19 protein-coding genes, 1 tRNA gene and 1 pseudogene are annotated in these 22,734 nt (G+C 51.8%); 17 read left to right on the forward strand and 4 right to left on the reverse strand.

The features are described from left to right. The 7 genes from tssI to BLU64_RS16650 form a co-directional block, all read left to right on the forward strand. On the forward strand, positions 1-1,517 hold a 1,517-nt coding region (tssI, locus tag BLU64_RS16620; RefSeq protein WP_074729433.1), incomplete at its 5' end, for a type VI secretion system tip protein TssI/VgrG. Between the two features lie 9 nt (positions 1,518-1,526). Further along, positions 1,527-2,921 (forward strand): PAAR domain-containing protein, encoded by a 1,395-nt coding sequence (locus BLU64_RS16625; RefSeq protein WP_026743693.1) that lies wholly within the window; start codon positions 1,527-1,529, stop codon positions 2,919-2,921. After that, positions 2,921-3,700, forward strand: coding sequence for an ankyrin repeat domain-containing protein (locus tag BLU64_RS16630; protein ID WP_071999799.1), 780 nt, complete (start codon positions 2,921-2,923; stop codon positions 3,698-3,700). The genes BLU64_RS16625 and BLU64_RS16630 overlap by 1 nt, the downstream gene beginning before the upstream one ends. 180 nt (positions 3,701-3,880) lie before the next feature. After that, positions 3,881-4,828: a DUF4123 domain-containing protein gene (locus tag BLU64_RS16635; RefSeq protein ID WP_026743695.1), complete on the forward strand. Its 948-nt coding sequence runs from the start codon at positions 3,881-3,883 to the stop codon at positions 4,826-4,828. Beyond that, entirely contained in the window at positions 4,825-5,757 is a 933-nt protein-coding gene (locus BLU64_RS16640; RefSeq protein ID WP_036153408.1) for a DUF4123 domain-containing protein, read from the forward strand. The genes BLU64_RS16635 and BLU64_RS16640 overlap by 4 nt, the downstream gene beginning before the upstream one ends. 14 nt (positions 5,758-5,771) lie before the next feature. Further along, positions 5,772-10,598, forward strand: a complete 4,827-nt coding sequence (locus tag BLU64_RS16645) for a TreTu family toxin (protein ID WP_074729435.1) — start codon at positions 5,772-5,774, stop codon at positions 10,596-10,598. Further along, entirely contained in the window at positions 10,592-10,855 is a 264-nt protein-coding gene (locus BLU64_RS16650; RefSeq protein WP_026743697.1) for an immunity protein TriTu family protein, read from the forward strand. The genes BLU64_RS16645 and BLU64_RS16650 overlap by 7 nt, the downstream gene beginning before the upstream one ends. A gap of 62 nt (positions 10,856-10,917) precedes the next feature. Here the strand turns inward: BLU64_RS16650 and BLU64_RS16655 are convergent, their stop codons facing one another. Continuing rightward, on the reverse strand, positions 10,918-11,097 hold the full coding sequence (locus tag BLU64_RS16655) for a SymE family type I addiction module toxin (RefSeq protein WP_071999800.1): 180 nt from the start codon (positions 11,095-11,097) through the stop codon (positions 10,918-10,920). A gap of 99 nt (positions 11,098-11,196) precedes the next feature. Here BLU64_RS16655 and BLU64_RS17085 point away from each other — a divergent pair. Both BLU64_RS17085 and BLU64_RS16670 read left to right on the forward strand, forming a co-directional pair. Then, positions 11,197-12,752, forward strand: a pseudogene (locus tag BLU64_RS17085) (RHS repeat domain-containing protein). Beyond that, a complete protein-coding gene (locus tag BLU64_RS16670; RefSeq protein ID WP_026743698.1) occupies positions 12,752-13,117 on the forward strand; it encodes a hypothetical protein in 366 nt (121 codons plus the stop codon). The pseudogene BLU64_RS17085 and the gene BLU64_RS16670 overlap by 1 nt, the downstream one beginning before the upstream one ends. 66 nt (positions 13,118-13,183) lie before the next feature. On the opposite strand, the gene BLU64_RS17930 is transcribed toward BLU64_RS16670, so the two are convergent. After that, entirely contained in the window at positions 13,184-13,273 is a 90-nt protein-coding gene (locus BLU64_RS17930; RefSeq protein ID WP_394296485.1) for a SymE family type I addiction module toxin, read from the reverse strand. Between the two features lie 48 nt (positions 13,274-13,321). On the opposite strand from BLU64_RS17930, the gene BLU64_RS17305 reads away from it, so the two are divergent. From BLU64_RS17305 to BLU64_RS16705, 7 genes are all read left to right on the forward strand, one after another. Then, a complete protein-coding gene (locus BLU64_RS17305) occupies positions 13,322-13,666 on the forward strand; it encodes a hypothetical protein (protein WP_139171535.1) in 345 nt (114 codons plus the stop codon). A 75-nt stretch (positions 13,667-13,741) separates the two neighbouring features. Next, entirely contained in the window at positions 13,742-14,107 is a 366-nt protein-coding gene (locus BLU64_RS16680; protein ID WP_026743700.1) for a hypothetical protein, read from the forward strand. Positions 14,108-14,415: 308 nt separating this feature from the next. Continuing rightward, positions 14,416-15,372 carry a DKNYY domain-containing protein gene (locus tag BLU64_RS16685; protein ID WP_026743701.1) on the forward strand — a complete coding sequence of 319 codons (957 nt, stop codon included), beginning with the start codon at positions 14,416-14,418 and terminating at the stop codon, positions 15,370-15,372. Positions 15,373-15,492: 120 nt separating this feature from the next. Beyond that, positions 15,493-16,290, forward strand: a complete 798-nt coding sequence (locus BLU64_RS16690) for a tetratricopeptide repeat protein (protein ID WP_139171536.1) — start codon at positions 15,493-15,495, stop codon at positions 16,288-16,290. Between the two features lie 32 nt (positions 16,291-16,322). Beyond that, the gene (locus BLU64_RS16695; protein WP_139171537.1) at positions 16,323-16,811 is read left to right on the forward strand and encodes a hypothetical protein; all 489 of its coding nucleotides are present in this window, start codon (positions 16,323-16,325) and stop codon (positions 16,809-16,811) included. 704 nt (positions 16,812-17,515) lie between these two features. Then, a complete protein-coding gene (locus BLU64_RS16700) occupies positions 17,516-18,430 on the forward strand; it encodes a LysR family transcriptional regulator (protein WP_162174224.1) in 915 nt (304 codons plus the stop codon). Positions 18,431-18,564: 134 nt separating this feature from the next. Beyond that, complete coding sequence (locus tag BLU64_RS16705) at positions 18,565-19,725, forward strand: NAD-dependent formate dehydrogenase (protein ID WP_074729437.1); 1,161 nt, start codon at positions 18,565-18,567, stop codon at positions 19,723-19,725. 202 nt (positions 19,726-19,927) lie between these two features. On the opposite strand, the gene BLU64_RS16710 is transcribed toward BLU64_RS16705, so the two are convergent. Further along, positions 19,928-21,238, reverse strand: coding sequence for an MFS transporter (locus BLU64_RS16710; RefSeq protein WP_026743706.1), 1,311 nt, complete (start codon positions 21,236-21,238; stop codon positions 19,928-19,930). Between the two features lie 590 nt (positions 21,239-21,828). Here BLU64_RS16710 and BLU64_RS16715 point away from each other — a divergent pair. After that, positions 21,829-21,904, forward strand: a tRNA-Gly gene (locus BLU64_RS16715). Between the two features lie 153 nt (positions 21,905-22,057). Here the strand turns inward: BLU64_RS16715 and BLU64_RS16720 are convergent. Beyond that, positions 22,058-22,734 (reverse strand): efflux RND transporter periplasmic adaptor subunit (locus BLU64_RS16720; protein ID WP_139171538.1); only part of this gene is annotated, 677 nt, incomplete at its 5' end.

The raw sequence follows: 22,734 nt of genomic DNA on the forward strand, positions 1-22,734 counted from the left end.
AGGCGGGCAAACACCGGGTGGTGTTCGCGGACGACGCGGTGGCGCTGGGCAAAGGCCCGGACCTGTTCTTCAACCTCGCCAGTCAGGGATTATCAGAAGGCGCGTACGTGCGCCAGTTCAGCTACCGGGAAGCGGTGCGCACGGCGGAAGTGGAGCTAAAAGACTACAGCTTCAAGACCCCGGCCTACGGCCTGTCGCACAAGAAGCTGGGCGAGGCGCTGGACCATCAGCGTGAAAGCTACCAGCACTACGACTACCCGGGACGTTTCAAGAAAGACCCGAGCGGCAAGGCGTTCAGCGGCCACCGGCTGGATGCGCTGCGCGCCGACGCGGTCACCGGACAAGGCACGTCAAACTGCGCGACGCTGATGCCCGGCAGCGCGTTTACCCTGACGGAGCACCCGAACCTGACGCTGAACATCGGCTGGCAGGTGGTGACCGTCAGCCACACCGGCACCCAGCCGCAGGCGCTGGAAGAGGAAGGCGGCGGCGAGCCGACGACGCTGACCAACACCTTTGGAGTGGTGAAGGCCAGCACCACGTGGCGAGCGAAAATGCCGCATCGCCCGATGGTCGACGGCCCGCAGATTGCCACGGTGGTCGGCCCGGCAGGGGAAGAAATTTACTGCGACGAATACGGCCGGGTGAAGCTGCAGTTCCCGTGGGACCGCTACGGGGCGAGCGACGACCAGAGCTCGTGCTGGGTACGCGTCAGTCAGGGCTGGGCGGGCGGTCAGTACGGCATGATAGCCATCCCGCGCATCGGTCATGAGGTGGTGGTGAGTTTTCTGGAGGGCGACCCGGACCAGCCGCTGGTGACGGGGAGAACGTTCCACGCGACTAACCCGACGCCTTACGTTTTGCCGGAGCATAAAACGCGTACCACGCTGCGCACCGATACGCATAAAGGTACGGGTTTTAATGAGTTGCGCTTCGAAGATGAAGTATCGCGCGAACAAATTTACGTTCATGCGCAAAAGGATGCGGATACGGTGATCAACCATATCCATCGCCAGAGCGTAGGGTTGGATCAACATCTGAGCGTAGCGCAGGATCAATATCAGCGGGTTGAACGTCACCGTCACCGAACGATCGGTCAGGATGATTTTGAACAGATCGGGCAAGATCATCATCAGGCGATCGGACGTAATTTCATTCAACAGATTGGTCAATCCCTGAAGCGGCTGATCGGCGGCGGTGAGATCACCAAGATCACGGGCAGTCGGCAGTCGACCATCAGCGGTTCGGAAGAGACGTTGATCGGCGCGCATCAGCGCACGGTGGTAAATACCGACAGCTACCTCAAGGCAGCGGACATCGTGCTGGAGGCCGGTCAGGCCTTAACGATCAAATCGTCTGGCGGCTTTATCAAAATCGACAGCGCAGGAGTGACCATCTCGGGAACGATCGTCAAGATCAACGACGGCGGCTCGCCGGGGACCGGTGTCGCGCCGTCCTCTATCGAACCGGATGCGCCGAATAAACCCACGCTGCCAGATGCGCCGGATCGTCGATAAGGAGATATCATGCCAAGTGCCGCACGTTTAGGCGACAGCTGCTCCGGGCATGGCTGTTTCCCCGCCACGCCGGTCATTCAGGGAAGCAGCGATGTCATCATCAACGGCAAACCCGCCGCCCGAAAAGGCGATATGGTGCTGTTGCACGCCTGCCCTTGTCCCACCATGCCGCATGCCTTACATCCCCGGTCGATCTCGGCAGGATCCAGTAATGTCATCATTAACGGTAAAGCGGCGGCGCGCGTAGGCGATGCCATCGGCTGCGGCGGTTCGGTCGCCGCAGGTAGCGGGGATGTGATCATCGGCGACACGCCGCATCAGTCCCCGATTAAATCCTGTGCGGAGCAGTCGGCCAGCAAGCGATCGCCGCTGCTGGCGTTGTCGCCAATGATGTTGCCGTGGAAAGGTCTGATGTCGTGGACGCCAACGGCCGAGCTGCCGCTGCCGACGGAAGCGTTGACGCTGGAACAGCGCAAAGCGCGTTACGCGGCGCGTAAACAGCTGGCGCAACAGGCGTCGACCAATCCGAATTTGCAAGCCGCCGCCAAGCGTCTGGCTGAAAACAATGACAGCATTTTACGCGCAGAGGCCGCGAAGTATGTCTATGATGTGGATGAATTTCGCCGTGGGAAGTATACGGAGCTTCCTCCCCCGCCGGTGGGGTTGTCTATCGTTGATCCTGAGCAGATGTTGTCAAATCAAAATAACCCTTATTTCAATAAAAAGTCCGGATTTGGGGCCGCGTTATTTAAGTCGGAGATCAATGGCGAAACGATGCTTACCTATCGAGGGACCGATAACTCGGTGACCTGCGCTAAGGATTGGAAAACTAATGGCTTACAAGGTTTAGGCTTGGAATCTGCCACATATAACCAAGCGATGGATTTAGCGAAACGCGTAACATTTGAATATGCAAATGAAAATATAAAGCTCGTTGGCCACTCGCTGGGGGGAGGATTAGCCTCTGCTGGCGTTAGTGCAACCAAACGTCCCGGCTATACCTTTAACGCTGCGGGTCTACATGCCAATACGGTCGCCCGGGCTGAGGGAGCCTCTTTGGAGGAGACGGCCGCACTGATCAAAACGCAGGCTGTCGATGGTGAGGTGCTGACCATGGCGCAGACCTACGGCAAGGCGGCGGTTCCGGTAATTTTGGGGGGCATTGGGTCGCTACTCGGCGGTTTGATCGGCGGCGGCTCAATGGGTGCGATGGTCGGGGCGGCATTCGGCATGATAAAGCTTTACGAAGGCGCTCTACCAAAAGCCGTCGGTGAGATGTCGTCGCTACCGTCACTGGGCGGATCGCCCATTGCCCGTCACGGTATGGATCAGGTGATTGCCGGGATTGAAACGCAGAAAAGAGAAGATATCAGCGCGATTAGTGGTGTACTTAAGGAGACGTGATGCAATGGTTAAAACGTATCAAGTGGGGATGTCTTTTTATCGCCAGCCTGTTAACAGCCTGCAATATAGGAGGACGGAGTATGGAAGCCAAAGAGCTGTTTGACCCGGCAACCGCTGCGCTATTGGAACACATTCGCTCGGGTGATGAGAGCAAAGCCAGAGAAATGCTTTCTCAGGGCGTTAAGCTTAATATTCATGGCAAAGAAGGCATAACTCCTTTGCAATGGCTGATTATTGAAACTCGTGACAAGAAAGCGGTGGGGATGAGTTTAACGCTCGGTGCCGATCCCAACTTTAAAGATGGGGATGGTGATACGGCGGTCAATACGGTAACCGGATTTAAAGATCCCGATTGGTTGCGGATGATGCTGGACGCTGGGGGCGACCCGAATACGTTGAGCAGTAACGGACAACCTCCTTTGTTCAGCGCGATCGGCGAAGAGCGTTGGGCGGATATAGAACTTTTACTGGCGCGCGGTGCAGATATTAATGCGCAAGATACGCAGAAAAGAAACAGCGCACTGTATGCGGCTTATTTGAACAAATATGAAATCGTCTACTGGTTGATGGAACACGGAGCCGCGGTTGAGGGTTACGATGATATCGGCTCTGATCTCGCTTGGAATGTTCATTTTAGCGAGTCGGTGATGTCTAAAGATGCGCCGCAACGTCCGTGGCTCATGAAGGTCAAGCAGGTGCTAGAGCAAAAAGGGGTCAGGTTCCCCCCTCCCTCTCCTCAAGAAGTTAGAGCGCAGTGGGAAAAGGATAAGTCTAAATAGATCATAGTCATCAGGGAACGATCGGATAATCGTTCCCTGACATTTTCCCCTTCTTGCAAAGTTACATATTCTCATTTATTCCCTCACGAAAAATATATATGTCACTGCGTGGAATAACGCCGTTATTTCGCGACGTTAATTATTTATTGTTATCCATTAATTAAAATTCAGGTTTATCAGATGAACGAAAACAACAGCCTGAGACTCTTTGAGATCATTCGAAATAAAACTTCGCCGCTGTACGCCATTATTGATGTGATGTGTTATCCGGCGCTGCCTGATTATTGGCGCGCCTTTCATCAGTCAGCCAAAAATCAGTGGCGTCAGCTTGATGCACCAATATTCCCTGACTCCTTACGTGCGGTCGCGCCGATTATTGTCGAACTTGAGGAAGGTAACTGCGGAGAAACGCTGCTGCTTTGGACTCAAAGCCAGGATTACGGCCATCAGGGGACGTTGCTGATGGCAGCCGACATGTCGCTTGATGAGATGGTGGAGTACTGGCAACAACGCGTGGTTTGCCGTGGCCCCACTGGGCAGGAGACGTTGTTTCGCAGCTATGGCCCAGATGCGCTGGCGTTGTGGTGGGCGACAATCAGTCCAGAGGCGCAAACGGATTTTCTTGCGCCGGCCCGGCAGCTATTTCTGCCGGCAGAGACCCGCGAGTTTTTGGATTATGTTCCCTTGCTTGAGGAGGAAATATCTCTCCCAGCGACGAACAATTATCAAATATCGCTGAATCAAACCCAGTTTGATCTCTTAACGCACGATAATCGGCTGCGTTGTCTGGCGAATCAGCTTTTTATGTATGTCAGCGAAAGAACGTTTTTTTTATTAGATATCGAACTACTGAGAAAACGTTTTATTAGCGGTATCGATCTGGCCAAAGGATTATATCCGCGCGCCACCGACGCCGAATGTGAAGCCTGGTCTGCTCATCGCTGGATTATCGGCAGCGAGTTTTATCTCCACCCTCATTTTATTCATCTGACCATGAACCACGCCCTGGGAAAATCTATTCAGCGGTTCAAAGCCGAGCCGTGCCATCTGGAAGACGTTCGAGCACACTACCACCGGCCTGACTGGATGAAGGGACTATCGCCTGACACATTGGAGGTCACCGAGTGACATTAACGACACCTTTAACCACGCCTTTTCTGACTGAAACACACGAAGACGCTGACGGATGGCTGGCACGCATTGACGAAGGCGGGTGTTTCATCGTGGCGGAAGCGGCCCTTAATGACGCGGCGCCGTGGCTGGCTGAGCGCTGGGGCGGCAGTCTGGAACACACCCGGCTGTACTGGGGCGAGGCTGGACGCGAGCATGCGTCCATCTCCCCCTATTGCATCCCGGTCACGGCCCAAAACTGGCCTCAGTTGGAAGAGTACCTTTGCACCCGCGAAGGCTGGGGTGTCGGTATACAGCTTGAGTGGTTTATGCAGGCCTATACGCCCGGACAGCAGCTGGTCGAGTTGGTCAGCCACCTGCGGCACTGGAGCCTGGTGGCGCTGCCGGATGGAGATAATGCCATTCTACGCATCAGCGACTGGCTGATAGTGAAACAGCTTTTGTCGGCCAGCACGGCGCAGGAGGCGACGGCCTTGTTCGGCCCCATTGCCCGCTTCTATGACATTGCGCCGGAAGGCGGCGTGTCGAAAGTGCTGACCCTCACACAGCGTGAACCTCATGATATCCCTGACACCTCGCCTCGCCAACTCAGCGACGCCCAATGGCAGGCTATCCTGGGCCCGTCCACGCAGAACGCCTTGGAAACCTACATGACTCACCTGCGCACCTACCATCCGCGATGGCAGTCCAACGACGACGACGCGCTGCTGGCATTTACTCAGCAACAGGTGAAACAAGCCGAATTGCAAGGATTCAACAATGACCGCGATATCGTGCGCTATCTGGCGCTGGCGACGGAGCTTAGCCCCGACTTTATCCATGAGCCTTGGGCGCAAATAGTCATGGCGGAACCGGAAATCATCGGAACCCAGAACAAGATGGATCGCCTCTACGCGGCAGCGGTGAGCCAACAGATCAAAGCATAAAAGGACGTAGTGCTATGGAACAGACGAAATCAGCGACGCTGGTCTCCAGCGAAGAGGCCGCAAGTAAGAACTTTTCCAGCGATAAAGCCATCTCTGGGGGATGTAAGAAATGCGCTTGTGAAATTTTCGTTCAATACTTATACGATTCGGGAAAACCCGTCCCTAACGCGCCTTTTGTCGTTACGGATAGCAATGGTACGAATATCAGCGGCCAAACGGATGAGAACGGCTATTTCAAAATCTACGATATGGGCTGCAATGGCTACGAGCTGAATATTCAGGAAGGAAGCGACGAGTTCGAACCCGAAGACACCGTCACCAATAATCCGGTACTACAGTCCAATCCCGAATATGCGGCACTCGCGGGCGAGTACTTCACGCTTTATTTATTACTCAGCAAAGAAGGATTGCTGGAATACGATCAGGAAGAGAGTCAGCGTTATAACGAAGTCGGCATCAACAGTCATGTTTATGGTGGTATGTATTTTTACTATGAAGATAAATATGAGCTGGCTTATAACCGCTTCATGGAGCTGAAGGACAGAATTAACAACGGCAGTCGAGAGCTGAAGCAGGCTATCAATAAAGTCCATCATAGCCTGTCAACGGAAGTCGCCAGTCACACGACTGAAACTGCTGTGCTCCTCTTTTGCCAGATCATCCTTGGATTTGTCCCTATTGTCGGGCAAGCGCCTGATGTGTATTTCATTGGCGAATGGTGCTGGGCTGCCTATAAAAATCCTGAGAATCTCGAGGACCCTTATTTTATTAGCGAGGGTGTATTAGATGTTATTGGCGTGGTACCCGGCGCAGGCCATGTTCTTAAATATGCGGGGAAGTCGGTATTAAAAGCGATTGGAAAAGTCGCTGGTGCCGTCGCTGATAAACGCGCTATCCAGCTCGCAATACGAGAAATTCGTCATCTGTCTGACGGTAATATCGTGCGATGGCTGATGGATTTTTCCTCCAAAATTAAAACGATCGCGATTGAAGCCATCGAGTTGCTAAATAAAATTGCCTTGGCCGTTGAGGGTATGTTGAAAGATGCGACCAACTCGGCGAAAAGCTGGATCGTGGCTTTTGCTAAAGACAGCTTTAATTCGATTGTCAGGGTACTGAAATGGCTGATAGAAAAATTCGAAAGCATCATCAATACCATTATCGAGAAAGTAGAATCCTTCATCGGCAAAATTGTGACCAAAAAGCCGGGTACGGCGCTGGGTAAAGGTAAAGCGACCAAAGCTGAACAAATGACGGCGGGGGCGACGAAACAGGAAAGTCGGGCTGCGGAAGCAGAAGCAGAGAACGTTGCGAAGAAAAAAGGGGACGAATTGTGTACGTCCGAATCGACTTGCGCAGGCGACCCGGTCGATGTCGCGACGGGTTATGTCGTTGACTGGCGCACGGATTTTCAGATTTCAGGGCTTTTCCCTCTGGCCTTGAAAAGAAGTTATCGTTCAGGAGGCCCCCGAATCTCCGGTTTGCTGGGGAAGCTTTGGCGCAGCAACTGGGATATGAGCCTCAAACTCGAAAACGACGTGGTGACGTTGACGGATGGGGAGTTTAACCAGGCCATATTCGCGGCGCCTGTTGAGGGCGAGTACAGCCTTTCTCTTTCCAATCCCGCATGGCGTTTAACGCGTCGACAAGGCGTATTGGTGCTACGCCATCGTGACGGGATGAGTTACTGGTTTGAACATACTCGCGGCGTGCAGCTCTGTCTGACTGCAGTAGAGGATAGCGTAGGCAATCGTACGTCGCTGCTGTGGGAATTTGGCGAATTACGATGGGTGGTGCTCGCGGATGAGCGTTTGGTGCATGTGGAAACGCAGCACGGGCGAATCACCTGCCTGACGTTATGCGATCGTCAGCGTCGGCCGCTACAGACGCTGGTTAACTACACCTATGATCAAAAAGGCTATCTGGTTAGCGTTCGTGCCGGAGAAGGACGCAGTTTTGATTACCGTTATTCGCCAGAAGGTTGGATGTTGCGTTGGTCCGATTTGTCGGAAACTTGGGTCGAACATACCTATGACAGCCAGGGACGAGCCGTGCGCGACCGTGCATCGGAAGGCTACTGGGCAGGTAGCTTCGACTATGACGATGAACAACTCACCACGTATTACCACAATGGGTTTGGTGGTGTGGCGCGCTACATCAGGGATGAACGCAACAATATTCTCAGTCATCAGACGCCCGATGGCGGCGAGACGCTGTACGAATGGGAACACAATCAGCTGGTGGCGCAAACTGACCCGTTAGGTCACCGCACAGAGTTCAAGCGTAACGACTGGGGGCAGATCACGACCGTGACGTTGCCGGACGGCGCGGTACACCACTATGATTATGATGATGATGCGCAATTGCTGGCGTACACCGATCCACTTGGCCATGTGTGGCAGTATCAGCGCAATGCTCAGGGTCAGGTGGTGGAAGTCAACGATCCGGAAGGACGCGAGTGGCTGCATAGTTATACCGATCAGGGCCTACTGGAAACCATCATCGGCCCTAACGGCGTGCTGCAACGTTATCATTACAACGCGCGAGGGCTGGTCAGTACGATCGAAGTGGATAACGCCCCCTCAGTACGATTCTTCTACGATGCGCAGGACCGGTTGACCGAGCGGCATATCGCTCGTGAGTCGCGCGTTCAGATTCGGCGCTGGGAATATGAAGGTTATCGAGAAGCGCCGTCAAAAGTCATCTATGAGGACGGTACCGAAACCACTTTTGGCTTTGATAAAGAAGGCAATCTCACCTCTGTTACCGATGCGTTAGGGCAGCAGCATCAGTTCCGCTACGGCGCATTTGATAACCTGATGGAAGCCACCGATCCACTCGGTGCAACAGTCCGCTATCACTACAATACGGAAGCTGAATTCGCCGGTGTGACCAACAGCCACGGTGACGCCTGGACTTACTCCTTTGACGAGTGTGGACGGCTTTCCGAAGAGCAACATTATGACGGGCGAGTATATCGCTATGCCTACGATGTGGCGGGCCGCTTAACGTGCCGAACCGCCCCCGACGGCAGCCAGCAACACTACTCGCATGATGCTTTAGGACGGGTGACGGAAGTCCAGTACCTCACCGCTGAAGGGGCGACGGAAAGCGTCACCACGCTGAACTATGACATCGCAGGACGCCTGTTGCGCGCCAGCAACGCCGACGCCTGCGTGGAATACGCCTATAACCGCTCCGGTCAGGTCATCTCTGAGCGGGTTAATGGGCAGGAGATACTCAGCGGCTACGATGCAAGCGGTTACCGCACGCAGGTCGACGGGCTGCTGGCGCCGCTGCAACAGCAGTGGCAGTCAGGGCGACTGTCGGCGTTGGGCGTAGGTTCGCATCAGGCCTTATCGTTCAGCCATACGGACGCGGGTCAGGAAAGCCTGCGGAGCAACGGCGCAGGCTTCGCGCTGTCACAGAGCTGGAGCGAGACCGGGCTGCTGGAGCGTCAGGCGCTGGTGAACGGTGGCGGCAGCGAGCCGCACCATCTGGAACGGCGCTATCGCTACGATGTGCTGGACCGTCTGGTGGGCATCAAGGACAGTCACTGGGGCGAGCAGGATTTCCGCCTGAACGGCAACGGACAGGTCACGGCGGAGCGCCGGAACGGACGCTGGCGTCAGGCAAAACTGTTTGGTTACGACAGTGAGCAGAACCTGTGCGAAGTGTCGGAAATTATGGCCTCGTCCGGCGTTCCGCTGTCGGTGTCTCAGGCGGTGTCGGAAGGGCAGCGTCGCTACGATGGCTCAGGGCGCATCGTCGAGCGCGGCGATGTACGCTATGAGTACGATGTCTGCGGCCGGTTAAGTCGCAAGCGAGAAGTCCGCGCGGGATTCCGACCGAAAGAAACACGCTACGAGTGGGATACGCAGGACCGTCTGCGGCGGGTGAGCCTGCCGGATGGCGCGCGCTGGCGATATGGCTACGATGCGTTTGGACGCCGGGTCAGCAAGGTGCGCGAAGGTCAGGTGGCCTCACTACAGTCGGTGTCGAAGGTCCAGTACCAGTGGGACGGCGACCAGCTGGTGGGGCAGGTGCAATACTATGCGGACGGCACCCCGGCGCGGGAAGTGCAGTGGGTGTATGAGCCCGGCAGCTTCCGGCCGCTGGCGCAGGTCGAACGCAAGGGAGACGACACCCGGCTGCACTATGTGGTGACAGATTTAGCGGGCACGGCGCGGGAGCTGTGCAGCGAAACGGGAGAAGTCCACTGGCGCGGTGAGCAGGGGCTGTGGAACGGACACCGTGAAGACCGCTTACCGATGGGGCTGAAGCGTTATCTGGGCGACGCGGCGAACGAAGAAGTGTACTGCGAGCTGCGTTATCAGGGCCAAATCTACGACGCGGAAACGGGGCTTTACTATAACCGACATCGTTACTATGATGCGGACAGCGGGCAGTATATCTCGCCGGACCCGATAGGGTTAAACGGCGGCATCCGACCTCAGTCCTATGTACACAACCCATTGGAGTGGGTTGACCCGCTGGGGTTGGTCAAAGTTGGCCGATGGATGAGTCCTGCCGAACATCAGCAAATGTTGGAAACAGGAAAAGTTGTGCAGAGCAATACCGGTACAACTCATGTTGCTTTCCCCGCAGATGTTGAAGCTTTTGGTAAACAAGCTAAGCCCGGAACAGTATATGCTGAGTTTGATGTGCCAGAAGGATCTTTGATTAAAACCAATGAAGGCTGGGCAAAAATTGTGGGTCCAGATTCTCTTGAAGGGCGTTTAGCTAAACGTAAAGGATTACCTGTTCCTGAAATGCCAAAAGCAGAAAATATAAAGGTAGCAGCACATAAAACCGAGAAAGGAATAGAAAAGAAATGCTAAATAAAATAAAGGATTGGATTCTATTAAATAGTAATTATAAAGTTGTAATCAATAAGAATGATTATACGGATAGCTTGGTTTTTGATTTTGAGGATGAAAGTAAGATCGCCCGTTTTACTGTGTGGGATGATAAATCATGTATGTTGGAAATAATGAATATTGATACCGAAAAATATATTATAAATGAGAGAAGAGAGCTGTCTGGGATAACTGAAATAATAGAGTCATTTAAAGAATTTAGCGATCTTCTCAAATAGATAATAAGCCGGAAGCGATCTCATGATCCTTCCGGGTTTTTATTTTACTAACTGGTCAGCCGTTATAAATTAATCTGCGTCTCAATAATAATTCTGCCCCTTTCCACCGTGACGGTAACGGGCATCCCGGTGATAAAGCCGGACTCTTCCAGCCAGCGGCCTTTAAGGTTGATGGCGGGGGGTGGGTTGGATTTACCATTATGCGAAGCGTATCCCACGGTATAGTAACGCTCTGTTGCCAATCTCTTCTCTTTTAGTCGCGGGTTTAACGCTCACGTGTGGTGCAGGCCTATAACCGCTCCGGTCAGGTCATCTCTGAGCGGGTCAATGGGCAAGAGATCATCAGCGACTACGATGCGAGCGGTTACCGCGCGCAGGTCAATGGGCTGTTGGCGCCGCTGCAACAGCAGTGGCAATCAGGGCGGTTGTCGGCGCTGGGCGTAGGCTCGCATCAGGCCTTATCTTTCAGCCATACGGACGCGGGTCAGGAAAGCCTGCGTAGCAACGGCGCGGGCTTCGCGCTGTCGCAGAGCTGGAGCGAGACCGGGCTGTTAGAGCGTCAGGCGCTGGTGAACGGCGGCGGCAGCGAGCCGCACCATCTGGAACGGCGCTATCGCTACGACGTGCTGGACCGTCTGGTGGGGATAAAAGACGCTCACTGGGGCGAGCAGGATTTCCGCTTGAACGGCAACGGACAGGTCACGGCGGAGCGCCGGAATGGGCGCTGGCGTCAGGCAAAACTGTTTGGTTACGACAGCGAGCAGAACCTGTGCGAAGTGTCGGAAATTATGGCCTCGTCCGGCGTCCCGCTGTCGGTGTCTCAGGCGGTGTCCGAGGGCCAGCGTCGCTATGACGGCGCAGGGCGCATCGTCGAGCGCGGCGATGTACGCTATGAGTATGACGTCTGCGGCGGGTTAGCCTGCCGGATGGCGCGCGCTGGCGATATGGCTACGATGCGTTCGGACGCCGGGTGAGCAAGGTGCGCGAAGGTCAGGTGGCCTCGTTGCAGTCGGTGTCGAAGGTTCAGTACCAGTGGGACGGCGACCAGCTGGTGGGGCAGGTGCAATACTATGCGGACGGCACCCCGGCGCGGGAAGTGCAGTGGGTGTATGAGCCCGGCAGCTTCCGACCGCTGGCGCAGGTCGAACGCAAGGGAGACGACACCCGGCTGCACTATGTGGTGACAGATTTAGCGGGCACGGCGCGGGAGCTGTGCAGCGAAACGGGAGAAGTCCACTGGCGCGGTGAGCAGGGGCTGTGGAACGGACACCGTGAAGACCGGCTGCCGGTGGGGCTGAAGCGTTATCTGGGCGACGCGGCGAACGAGGAAGTGTACTGCGAGCTGCGTTATCAGGGCCAAATCTACGACGCGGAAACGGGGCTTTACTACAACCGGCATCGTTACTATGATGCGGACAGCGGGCAGTATATCTCGCCGGACCCGATAGGGCTGGCGGGGGGATTGAGGCCACAAGGGTATGTGCATAATCCATTGGAGTGGTGTGATCCCTTTGGATTATCTTTAATTAGCCCAAAAACTATTCTTTTTTCTCAGGACAGTATTGCTGGTTCATTTTCGGATGGTGGTTCAATAAATGAATTAGTACATAGATTGAAAAATAATCCATCCTATATAAATGAGGTTGAACCTATTAGAAAAGTCAGGATGCGTGACTTACCGACTAATGTCCAAGAAAGGCTAATGTCCCAAGGGGCACATAAAGATTCAGTGTTTAGTTTGGATAATAGAAGATTGTATGCTGCAAAAGAGGCCGGCATATCAAAAATGCCTTCTAGGTGGGCAACTTCTGAAGAGTTGGCAGAGATAAATCTAAATAGACGCTTCTCCACAGAAACAGGTGGAAAAGGTATTACAGTAAGGAAGGTTTGCGGATAATGACTGATTTAAAAATTAAAGAGTTAGATACAAAATACGGTCGTATCTTCTCAAGAAATGCCTTAATTATTAGAGATTGCTCTATTCAACTTACACCTATGACGGTGAATATCAAAACTTCACTTTCTCTGCGAGGTTGTATTCCCTCAGTTAAAGATGCCCCTGATGTATGTGTTGAGTTTTATTTTAGTGATGTAGAGAGTGTGTCTATATATAAAGTTGATGATTTCCCTTATGAGAAATACACACTTTCTAGCTTTGATGAGGTTGAGGGAGAGTATAAAAAAAATAGGAAAAGAGTGATGTTAAGCACATATGATCATGTTTTTGATATTATTGGTAATATTGAATTGAAATATGATTGATATAGAATCCGGAAGCGATCTGACGATCCTTCCGGGTTTTTATTTTATTAGCGGTCAGGTCAGCCGCTACAGATTGATCTCGGTCTCGATAATAATCCTGCCACGCTCTACCGTGACGGTGACGGGCATCCCGGTCATAAAGCCCGACTCTTCCAGCTAGCGGCTTTTCAGATTGATGGCCGAAGGAGGGTTGGGTCTCCCGTTTTGCGGGGCGTATCTCAACCTGTAGTAACGCTCTACTTTCACTCTATTTTTTATTTAGCCGCAGAGCTGGAACGAGACCGGCTGCTGGAGCGTCAGGCAAAACTGTTTGGTTACGACAGTGAGCAGAACCTGTGCGAAGTGTCGGAAATTATGGCCTCGTCCGGCGTCCCGCTGTCGGTGTCTCAGGCGGTATCCGAGGGCCAGCGTCGCTACGACGGCGCAGGGCGTATCGTCGAGCGCGGCGATGTACGCTATGAGTACGACGTCTGCGGCAGGTTAAGTCGCAAGCGAGAAGTCCGCGCGGGATTCCGACCGAAAGCGACACCCAGTCACATAACGTGGTAACGGACGTGGTGCACCCTCTATTCAACGATGTCGGTAATTGGATGTGAATAATAATTTTCAAACAAGGAGTTAATTATGAATAAATTCATCAAGTATGTAGCTATTTCTTTGGCGGCGAGTCTGCCGCTCACAGCAGCAGGAGAAGAGCCGCAATGGCTTGAAGGTATATTTGTTAATCAAGATAAAAACGCATTGGCGAAAAGCCTGACGTTTTGTCCTGCAGGCCAGGCACTTTATGATTTTGTTCGAGCGGCCTATGTTGTAGAGGGTAAGGATGACGGGCGAGTCATTACACTTTATTCTAACGGCGCTTTCCGACTCAAAGTCTCTGATAATGGGAATGAACTCTTGCCGGATGACGATTTCACTGAAAAATGGCTAACGAGTAGCAGTTTGAAGCGTGATCCAAGCCAGCATTATGAGTGCAAGCCTCGTTTCTAAATTTTTCCCCAAACGGCTTTTTTATTATTAGCTCTACGATGGTAATCTAGATAGACCCGTCATCGCTAACATTCAATAACACCGTTCTATTAATTGTGCTTTCTACACGCCCGATTACGTTTTTATAGTTGGTGCGATGAAAGAAGGGGGGCACGGGATTCAGGTATAGGATTAAAATACAAAAAGAGAATTGTACGTTATTGATGAATTAATATAACCAAGTTATCGGTTTTTATTAAATGATGAAATTGGTTTTCATCATTTTTCCACCTTTAAAAAGCTGTTCTTAAAATAAAAAGGAAGATGATTTGAAGTTAAGTGCCTGTGTAAAAAAAGCGTCGGCCGTAGTTTTTACTTTCTTCATTACCCAGCAGTGTATGGCAATGGGAAAAGACGATGTCAAATATCCTTATAAGCTGATAGGAGATAGGGTTGTATTTCAACCCTTCGCGAATGTTGCACCTGAAGTATTATCTGATGTTGACCTTGATAGTTTTAAAGTTATTTATCGAAATCACGGAAACACTAATATTGCATCCTCTGGTGGAAATTATTATTGCAATGCATTGAAATTACCTCAGGATTTTAACCCTGATACGGCAAGGGTATTCGATGGAAGTTTTTTGTTTGTCAATAACAAAGCGTATGCAGACTGTGCTCTTTTAGATTTCAATGTTAATGGTGAGGATTTTACAGCCCTTGATTTCCCTTTTTTCACCGATAGAAAAGTCGTCTTTACTATCTCGGGTAGTAAAATTGAAGGTGTCGATGTTAAAACATTTAAAACGTTATCTACTCATCAGGCTAAAGATAAAAATAACTATTATTTCGTTGCTAGAAACGATGTTGTTTTACCCTACAAGCATAACGCGAGCGCTTACTCACCATGTTACGGATGGGCGAATATTGACGGAGAGCTCTATTATGAAGGATTGAAATATCCAGATGCTGATGTGTCTACATTCAAATGTTTCTCTTTTACCATGTCCGCTGACAAACACGGATTTTATGTTTATGACAAAAGGCAGACTGTTATCCCTGCCGACACAGCGGTAAAAAATATAAACCCGGTCAGTGAAAATGTGTTTAGTGATGGGAAATATGTATGGTTCGTCGCTGTTGATGCAGAACTGATCAAAGATGTGAACCCTCAAAAGATGCGCGTAGAGCAGGATCGTGGGGAAGTAAGAATTTCCGATGGTGTCAATAAATGGGCGTGTATCTTGATGAAAGACAAATATGACTCGTCATGTCATAAAGTGTGATGAAGTCATTTTAGTAACATACAGTTATGCGGCCCAATGTGGCCGTATAATATATATGAGTTATTCTTTGGGTCTTTAAGATTACAGAGGTAATATTATAAACAGGTTAGAACCTAAAGTATGGTTAAACTGAGCATCTGCCTTTTATTCTTTTTTCTTCCATTGTACGCGTGTGCCGATGTTAGTATTTATAATGGTGAGTTTACATTGATAGGGCTCGAAAAGCACTCGAGAGGGAATGTTCGATTAACTTCAACTTTATATGGAGGAAGTTCTGACTTGAGGGCGAGCTCTCCAGCTGACTGTGTGATTAAAATTGGGATCACTAAAAACAAAACCGAATATTTAGCAACATTGCTGCCATTTCATTCTGGGCGAATGAGTTATTCGTCTACTCAAAAAGATATTGCTTATTTTAGTGTGGTGGGAAATAAGGTAAATATTTTTTTCGAAGGAACCGTGGACGTTTGTCCTTTAGGAACTGAATTTTCGGGTGAGTTTTCTGTTGTCGATAAACATAGTAAAGAGTTCGATACGTTGTTTGATAAAATTTTGGAAGAAAACTATGTTAATGCTGTTGCGTTGTTTCGCGCAGGTAAAATCGAACAGGCGATAAACGCTCTCGATCCCTATTTGACTATGTCAGGAGTCGAGAGATTTTATAATGAACGCATTTATAATGACTATGGTTATTTTCTACAGCAGAATAAGAATTATGACGAATCTATCAAATACTTTGAAGTTGTAAAAAGAAAAAATCCTAATCGGATAGCCGTATATTTAAATTTGGCTGAGTCTTACTGGGAAATGAAAAACACAGTAAAATCCATGTTTAACTATAGACAGTATGTCAAATTGATGAAGAGGGCGGGTCATAATAAACAAATACCTTCCAGAGTGCTGGAAAGAATTAACTAAACTATTATCCCAATCAGAATAGGACTTGGAGCGTGTTAAAAATATTCACAGTATTGATAATGCTTTTGGCATTGAGATGTTATGCAGGTACTGAATCAAATTTCGTGCAAGGGCCTTTTGAAATATCTCAGGATAGTCGTGTTTCTATAAAAAAAGAAAACGATGTTAACCAGCCTCTTGGCCTTTACTTCGAAAATAAAGGCCATGTTATGAAAATAGACGGTTATGATGTCAATGGTGGTTTTCCAAATATCGAAACGGTATTTTTCATTACGTTGAATGGGGTGAAAAATGTCGTTGTCTTGGTTTCATGGAATGTTATGCATCGGGCGGAAAGAATATCTGGAACGTCATATCAAGTTTATGGGTATGCCATTCAGGATGGTGGAATGACGAGAAATACAAAGATTACCGATGATCCTAAACTATGGGGTGATGAGGGAGAGTTCTCCGGTGAGAAACTTTATTTTAAATATAAGAATGCTGCCGCAATAAAAAGGTATTTATTGAGAAAGTATTAGTGAGCCACGCATATAATACTGTCATGCATCTAACCAGTACCTTCTGATCTGTATTTTCCATTGGCCGGATAAGGTTACCTCGCATCGTTTTGGGGGGGGGCTGCTTTTTTGTAGCGGCCTAACAATTTTTTATCTTTATTACCCTATTTTCAGAACACCTGACTTTCCCTATTCAATAACACTATTCCATCCGAACGATAAGACATTCCTATTAACTCTTATTCCTTTTCACCTTTTCCTCCTTTTCTTCTCACCCCTTGTCCTGACTTCTCTGCATACCTTGTCCCTTTGCGGGTGCCGATGAGCGCCTGCCAACAAGCAAAATCGTACTCCGTACCCTAAACGCGTTCTACTCAATCTACACTCTGATTTGCCATCTCATTGTCTATCTATTGTACAATTTTGCTGGTCTGTCCTGCTATTTCATCAACTTGGACTATGTTTGTCGCGAGAAAGGAAGAAAACAGCGGCATGGATGACGAGAGTTCCACGGTGGATGAACCAAGGCGGCAAGCGCGTTGCCGACAGCGCGCAGCGCTGAGTCTTTTGTGAGCTAGTAAATACAGGATGGATTAACGCATTGAAGTGATGGCGATGATACAGGATGAAATCGCTGAAGGAGCATGTCGGCGCAGGGAGTTTTCATTGGTCTCTAGCGTTTTTTCTATGGAAAGGCACTAGTCTAAAAGGAGTTAACCTTGTTTTTGCGACAACTTCATTACCTGGTGGCACTGGCTGAACATCGGCATTTTGCTCAGGCCGCAGAGAGTTGCTGGGTTTCGCAACCCTCTTTGTCCGTTGCGCTTCAACAAATGGAACGCGAGTTGGGCATTACCATTATTCGGCGCGAACGCCGCTTTCAAGGATTCACGCCGGAAGGGGAGCGCGTGCTGGACTGGGCGAGAAAAACGCTGTCCTCGTTAGACGGGCTGAAGCAAGAGGCCGCGCTGGCGCAAGCCGTGGCCGGGGGGAACTTAGTCATCGGTGCAGTCCCTTCGGCGATGCGAGCGGTTTCCACGCTGATTAAAGAGTATCGCCGCATCATCCCCAGACTGAATTTGAAGGTCTTTTCCCTAAGTACGCGCGACATTCTGAACCGACTAAAAAATCAGGATTTGCATTTAGGCATCGCCTATTCCGACGCCAGCGCTGGAGATATTTACGAATCTCTATCGCTCTACGCGGAGCGATTCGTTCTGCTGTCCAATAGTGACGTCGCTCCCCCGGTTGGGGATGCCTTTAGTTGGGGCGATGTAGGGGAATTACCGCTGTGTTTGTTCAATCATGAGATGCAAAATCGACGGGTCATCGAAGATGCTTTCCGTGAGGCCGGTGTGACGCCTCAGGTGATTATCGAAACCAACGCGCTTAGCGTGTTGCATGAAATGGTCAGCAGCGGCCAAGCCTGCAGTATCGCCCCCATCAGCGCGATTCCCGAGCACTTGATCGCGAACGGTATCGTCGTCCATCCCATTGAGTCTCCACCCTTGCCGGAAATGAGCTTGCTGCGACTGCGTAAGGACACTCAGCCTGCCCTGCTAGATGCAGTGTGGAGAACGACGACACAGTTCGACTTACAGAGCAAAATCGATCAACCCATATACCGGGCAACTCAATAGGGCACAGCTATTAAGAGATATTTTCAAACGATTGGACGGGTGATTCTTATGCGCCCAGACTGGCCCTAGTGACAGGAAATATAGCTGTAAATCAACGCTATATAATTAACTTGCTTAGGTATATGGAGATGACTATGTCCAAGATTTTGTGCGTATTATATCCCGATCCTGTAACCGGTTTCCCCCCTGCTTATGCCCGTGACGATATCCCGAAAATTTGTACCTACCCCAATGGTCAGACAGCACCCACGCCGTCTGGCGAGCTAGGCTTCACTCCCGGCGAACTGGTCGGCAGCGTTTCCGGCGAGCTGGGGCTACGTCAATATTTGGAAAGCCAGGGGCATGAGCTGATTGTGACCAGCGATAAGGAAGGCGCTGACTCCGTTTTCGATCGCCATTTGCCGGATGCCGATGTGGTTATTTCTCAGCCGTTTTGGCCGGCATACCTGACTGCTGAACGTATCGCTAAAGCGAAAAAACTTAAGCTGGCGTTGACGGCGGGCATCGGTTCCGACCATGTCGATCTCAAGGCCGCCGCCGAACGCGGTATTACCGTCGCCGAGGTGACTTTCTCCAACTCCATCAGCGTGGCGGAGCATGTGGTGATGACCGTACTGGCCCTGGTCCGCAACTACCTGCCGTCGCACCAAATCGCCAACAACGGTGGTTGGAATATCGCGGACTGCGTATCGCGCAGTTATGACGTCGAGGGGATGCACTTCGGGACGCTAGGCGCGGGGCGTATTGGTCTGGCGGCGTTGCGACGTCTGAAACCTTTTGATATGCAGTTGCACTATTACGACCCTCATCGTTTGGAGAAAGAGGTTGAGCAGGAGCTGGGCTTGACCTACCACGAAACCCCGGAGTCGCTGGTTAAGGTCTGCGATGTGGTGAACCTGCAGACGCCGCTATATCCCTCGACTCAGGGATTCGTCAACGAAGCCTTCCTGTCTTTGTTCAAGCGCGGCGCCTATCTGATCAACACGGCGCGTGGCGCGCTCTGCGACCGCGATGCGATTGCTCGCGCGTTGGAGTCAGGCCAGCTGGCAGGGTATGGCGGCGATGTCTGGTATCCTCAACCGGCACCGGTCGACCACCCGTGGCGACGCATGCCGTATCAGGGGATGACGCCGCACATCTCCGGGACTTCTCTCTCGGCGCAGGCGCGTTATGCGGCTGGGACGCTGGAAATTCTGCAAAACTTCCTTGAAGGGAAGCCGATCCGTCAGGAGTATCTGATTGTCGACGGCGGCAACCTGGCCGGCACTGGCGCCAACTCCTATAAGTTAGCCTGACGAACAGGTGAGCGCTGCGGCGGTCTGTGGCCGTCGCAGGCTGTTCTTCGTGCCTATCAGTTCATCGGGCACCGTAAGCCCTGATGCTTAGAGCCGTGACGCCCCGCGCGCCAGTAAGGAGAAGACGATAACGATAGTCTGATACGCCCTGAGATTTCTGTAGAAAAAAGGCCGTCTGACGCGGCCTTTTTTGTCAGCGTCGTTATCGGTTAACGATTTTGGCAGGCAGGGCGATCACCAGCAGAGAACTTGCCAGCAGGCAAGCGGCAAAAAACCACAGCGCGCCTGCGCTGCTTCCGGTGAGATCCAGCGCAAATCCCATCAGTGAGTTACTCACCAAACCCGCTATGTTCGCCAGCGAGCAGGCGAGGGCAAAACCCGTTGCCGCTGCGGTTCCAGTGAGGAAGGTGGCAGGCAGGCTGAAAAAGACCGGCACCGCGCCAATGATGGTGGCCTGAGCGATGGCAAAGAGCAGCACTGTGGCGATGACGCTGTCGGTGAAGAACGTACTGCCTGCCATGGCGGCGGCACCGATGAGAAAAGGGATGATGATATGCCAGCGGCGTTCACGGCGGCGATCCGAACTGGCGCCAATCACCAGCATCCCCAATAAGGCCGCCAGGCTGGGGAGCGCGGTCAACAGCCCGATATGGAAAGGATCGGCCACCCCGGCTTGTCGAATGAGCGTCGGCATCCAGAACCCCAGCGCGTAGGCGCTCAGCAAAATGGAAAAATCGATACCGCCCAGCATCCATACTTTCAGATTGAAAAAACCTTCCCGGAAGCGGTGAGGGGAATGGCGACGCTCAGCCTCGTCTTGTTTTAGCGCCAGGGCGACCTGCGCTTTCTCCTGCTGATTGAGCCAGTTGGCCTGTCGAAAGTTGTTAGGCAAAACCCACAGCGTCAGGACGCCCAGCAAAACACTGGGCAGGCCTTCCAGCAAAAACAGCCATTGCCAGCCACGCAGACCATGGAGCTGATCGAAATGAATCATGATCCAGCCGGAAAGCGGTCCGCCGACAATGCTCGACAGAGGTAGCCCGATCATAAACAGGGCGATCACGCGCCCACGTCGGTGGGAGGGAAACCATTGGGTGAGATAGTAAAGAACGCCGGGCAGGAAGCCGGCTTCGGCGGCGCCGAGCAGAAAACGCAGAAGGTAAAACTGCGCTGGCGTCGTCACCAGCAGTGTGCAGGTCGACAATACGCCCCACGAAATCATGATGCGGGCAATCCAGACTTTGGCGCCGATCTTTTCCAGCATCAGGTTGCTGGGTACCTCAAACAGGATGTAGCCGACAAAAAACAGTCCGGCGCCCAATCCGAAGGCGGTTTCGCTAAAGTGTAAATCCTGCACCATTTGCAGCTTGGCGAAACCGACGTTAATCCGGTCCAGATAGGCGGCCAGATAACAGAAACAAAGAAAAGGGATAAGCTTCCAGACGATTTTTCGATAGAGCGTATGTTCATCTTCTTTTACCGGCGTGGTTCCGGCGGCAGATGCGTTAGTCATGTCAGAGATTCCTCATCGATCCAATGATGGCTGCGGCCATAGGCTTTGTTCCGCAGTGCGTCGTGTCTGCGGGAAGGAAAGCGATGGTCGGAAGCGTACTCAGTGTCCAAGCGTGATGCACCACGGTCGGTAGACGTTTATTCGCGCAGTGGGAAAGTCAGTCTACTGAGATGCAAAAAGTCTGGCTAGCGTCATTTGAGGCTAAATGTTGCGATTAGGTGACAGGCAATCGATTCTCTTGGTCTATCTTCTTGAATTGTGCAAAGCCTGTTCGGTGCGGTCTATGCGCGATCCGCTAAGTGAGCGGTTAGGCGCCAAAGGGGAGGGGCAAAATAAGCGGATGCGGTCTGGATGCACCGCCACGTTGCCGCCCAAAATCACGGCGAAAAGGGGCAATTTGATGCTCTAATGAGCAGATAAACCGTTTCCTGTCCGTTCTGCCAAAAAAGGGCTTGCCATCATCCGCAAAGAGCGACATAATGCGCCCACTTCTTCGGAAGACATAGATAAAACGCTGATTAATCAACAGATTGAAAGTTTTATTTATTGAACGGCTTCACAGTTTATCGCCAGTGAAAGTCGGTTGTAACGCGGGAATAGCTCAGTTGGTAGAGCACGACCTTGCCAAGGTCGGGGTCGCGAGTTCGAGTCTCGTTTCCCGCTCCAAATTCAGTGTTACAGACGTCATATACGCTCTGTAATGCAGTGATAAAAGGACCTTAGGGTCCTTTTTTCGTTTCTGCCTTTTATTTCTCCACATCCTGAATAAAACATGCGGCCTGATTTGTGGCGTTCCTGTTTGTACCTCCTTTCATCGCACTACAGCGTCGGCGTCAGCACATAACCTGCGCTTAATCCTTGCACTTCAATGCCCTGAGCGATGGCTCGACCCGGTGTGACGATGACTTTCTCCGTCTCCGCGTTGGGCGCTGCGCGGTACAGCACATAGGTTTCCCCGCTATCATCGATGCGCAATGCCTGCGGCGGCACCGCAATGCCGTGTTCGTTGTGATAGAGAACGACGGCCAGCTTGGCGCTCATGCCGAGCCGGATACGCTCGCCGGTGCCGTTCTGTGGCGTATCGACGGCGACAACGACGTCATAATGGGCGGAGGAGCCGGGAGCCTCTGCCGCATCCCCTTGTACCGCGATGGTAGCGATATGCCCCGTCAGCGCCCGATTCGCGAAACCCTCACCGGTTATGTGTACCGGCATACCTTCGCTCAGCTGATGCAGGTCGATTTCTTCCACTCGGGTCAGAACCTGAAGACGCTCCAGTCCGATGAGCGTGAGCAGCGGCGTACCTTGCGTGACCTGCAAACCCGGTTGGGCGATTACCGCTTTGCCGCCATCGGGTGCCGACGGCCGTATAATCACTCCCGCAAACGGCGCTTTGATGATTTGCCGCTCACTTTGCGCCTTGACCGCCTGGTAACGCACCTGCGCATTCACCAGCTCCATCTCGGCAATCTCGCGCTCTTCACCTGAACCCCGGG

The sequence above is a fragment of the Lonsdalea quercina genome (assembly GCF_900107885.1).
In the GTDB taxonomy this organism is placed as follows: domain Bacteria; phylum Pseudomonadota; class Gammaproteobacteria; order Enterobacterales; family Enterobacteriaceae; genus Lonsdalea; species Lonsdalea quercina.

Coding starts and splice junctions, on each gene's coding strand:
- BLU64_RS16630 (WP_071999799.1), top strand. CDS start 2,921: ATGCAATGGTTAAAACGTATCAAGTGGGGATGTCTTTTTATCGCCAGC.
- BLU64_RS16680 (WP_026743700.1), top strand. CDS start 13,742: ATGAATAAATTCATCAAGTATGTAGCTATTTCTTTGGCGGCGAGTCTG.
- BLU64_RS16670 (WP_026743698.1), top strand. CDS start 12,752: ATGACTGATTTAAAAATTAAAGAGTTAGATACAAAATACGGTCGTATC.
- BLU64_RS16645 (WP_074729435.1), top strand. CDS start 5,772: ATGGAACAGACGAAATCAGCGACGCTGGTCTCCAGCGAAGAGGCCGCA.
- BLU64_RS16635 (WP_026743695.1), top strand. CDS start 3,881: ATGAACGAAAACAACAGCCTGAGACTCTTTGAGATCATTCGAAATAAA.
- BLU64_RS16710 (WP_026743706.1), bottom strand. CDS start 21,238: ATGACTAACGCATCTGCCGCCGGAACCACGCCGGTAAAAGAAGATGAA.
- BLU64_RS16625 (WP_026743693.1), top strand. CDS start 1,527: ATGCCAAGTGCCGCACGTTTAGGCGACAGCTGCTCCGGGCATGGCTGT.
- BLU64_RS16690 (WP_139171536.1), top strand. CDS start 15,493: ATGGTTAAACTGAGCATCTGCCTTTTATTCTTTTTTCTTCCATTGTAC.
- BLU64_RS16650 (WP_026743697.1), top strand. CDS start 10,592: ATGCTAAATAAAATAAAGGATTGGATTCTATTAAATAGTAATTATAAA.
- BLU64_RS16705 (WP_074729437.1), top strand. CDS start 18,565: ATGTCCAAGATTTTGTGCGTATTATATCCCGATCCTGTAACCGGTTTC.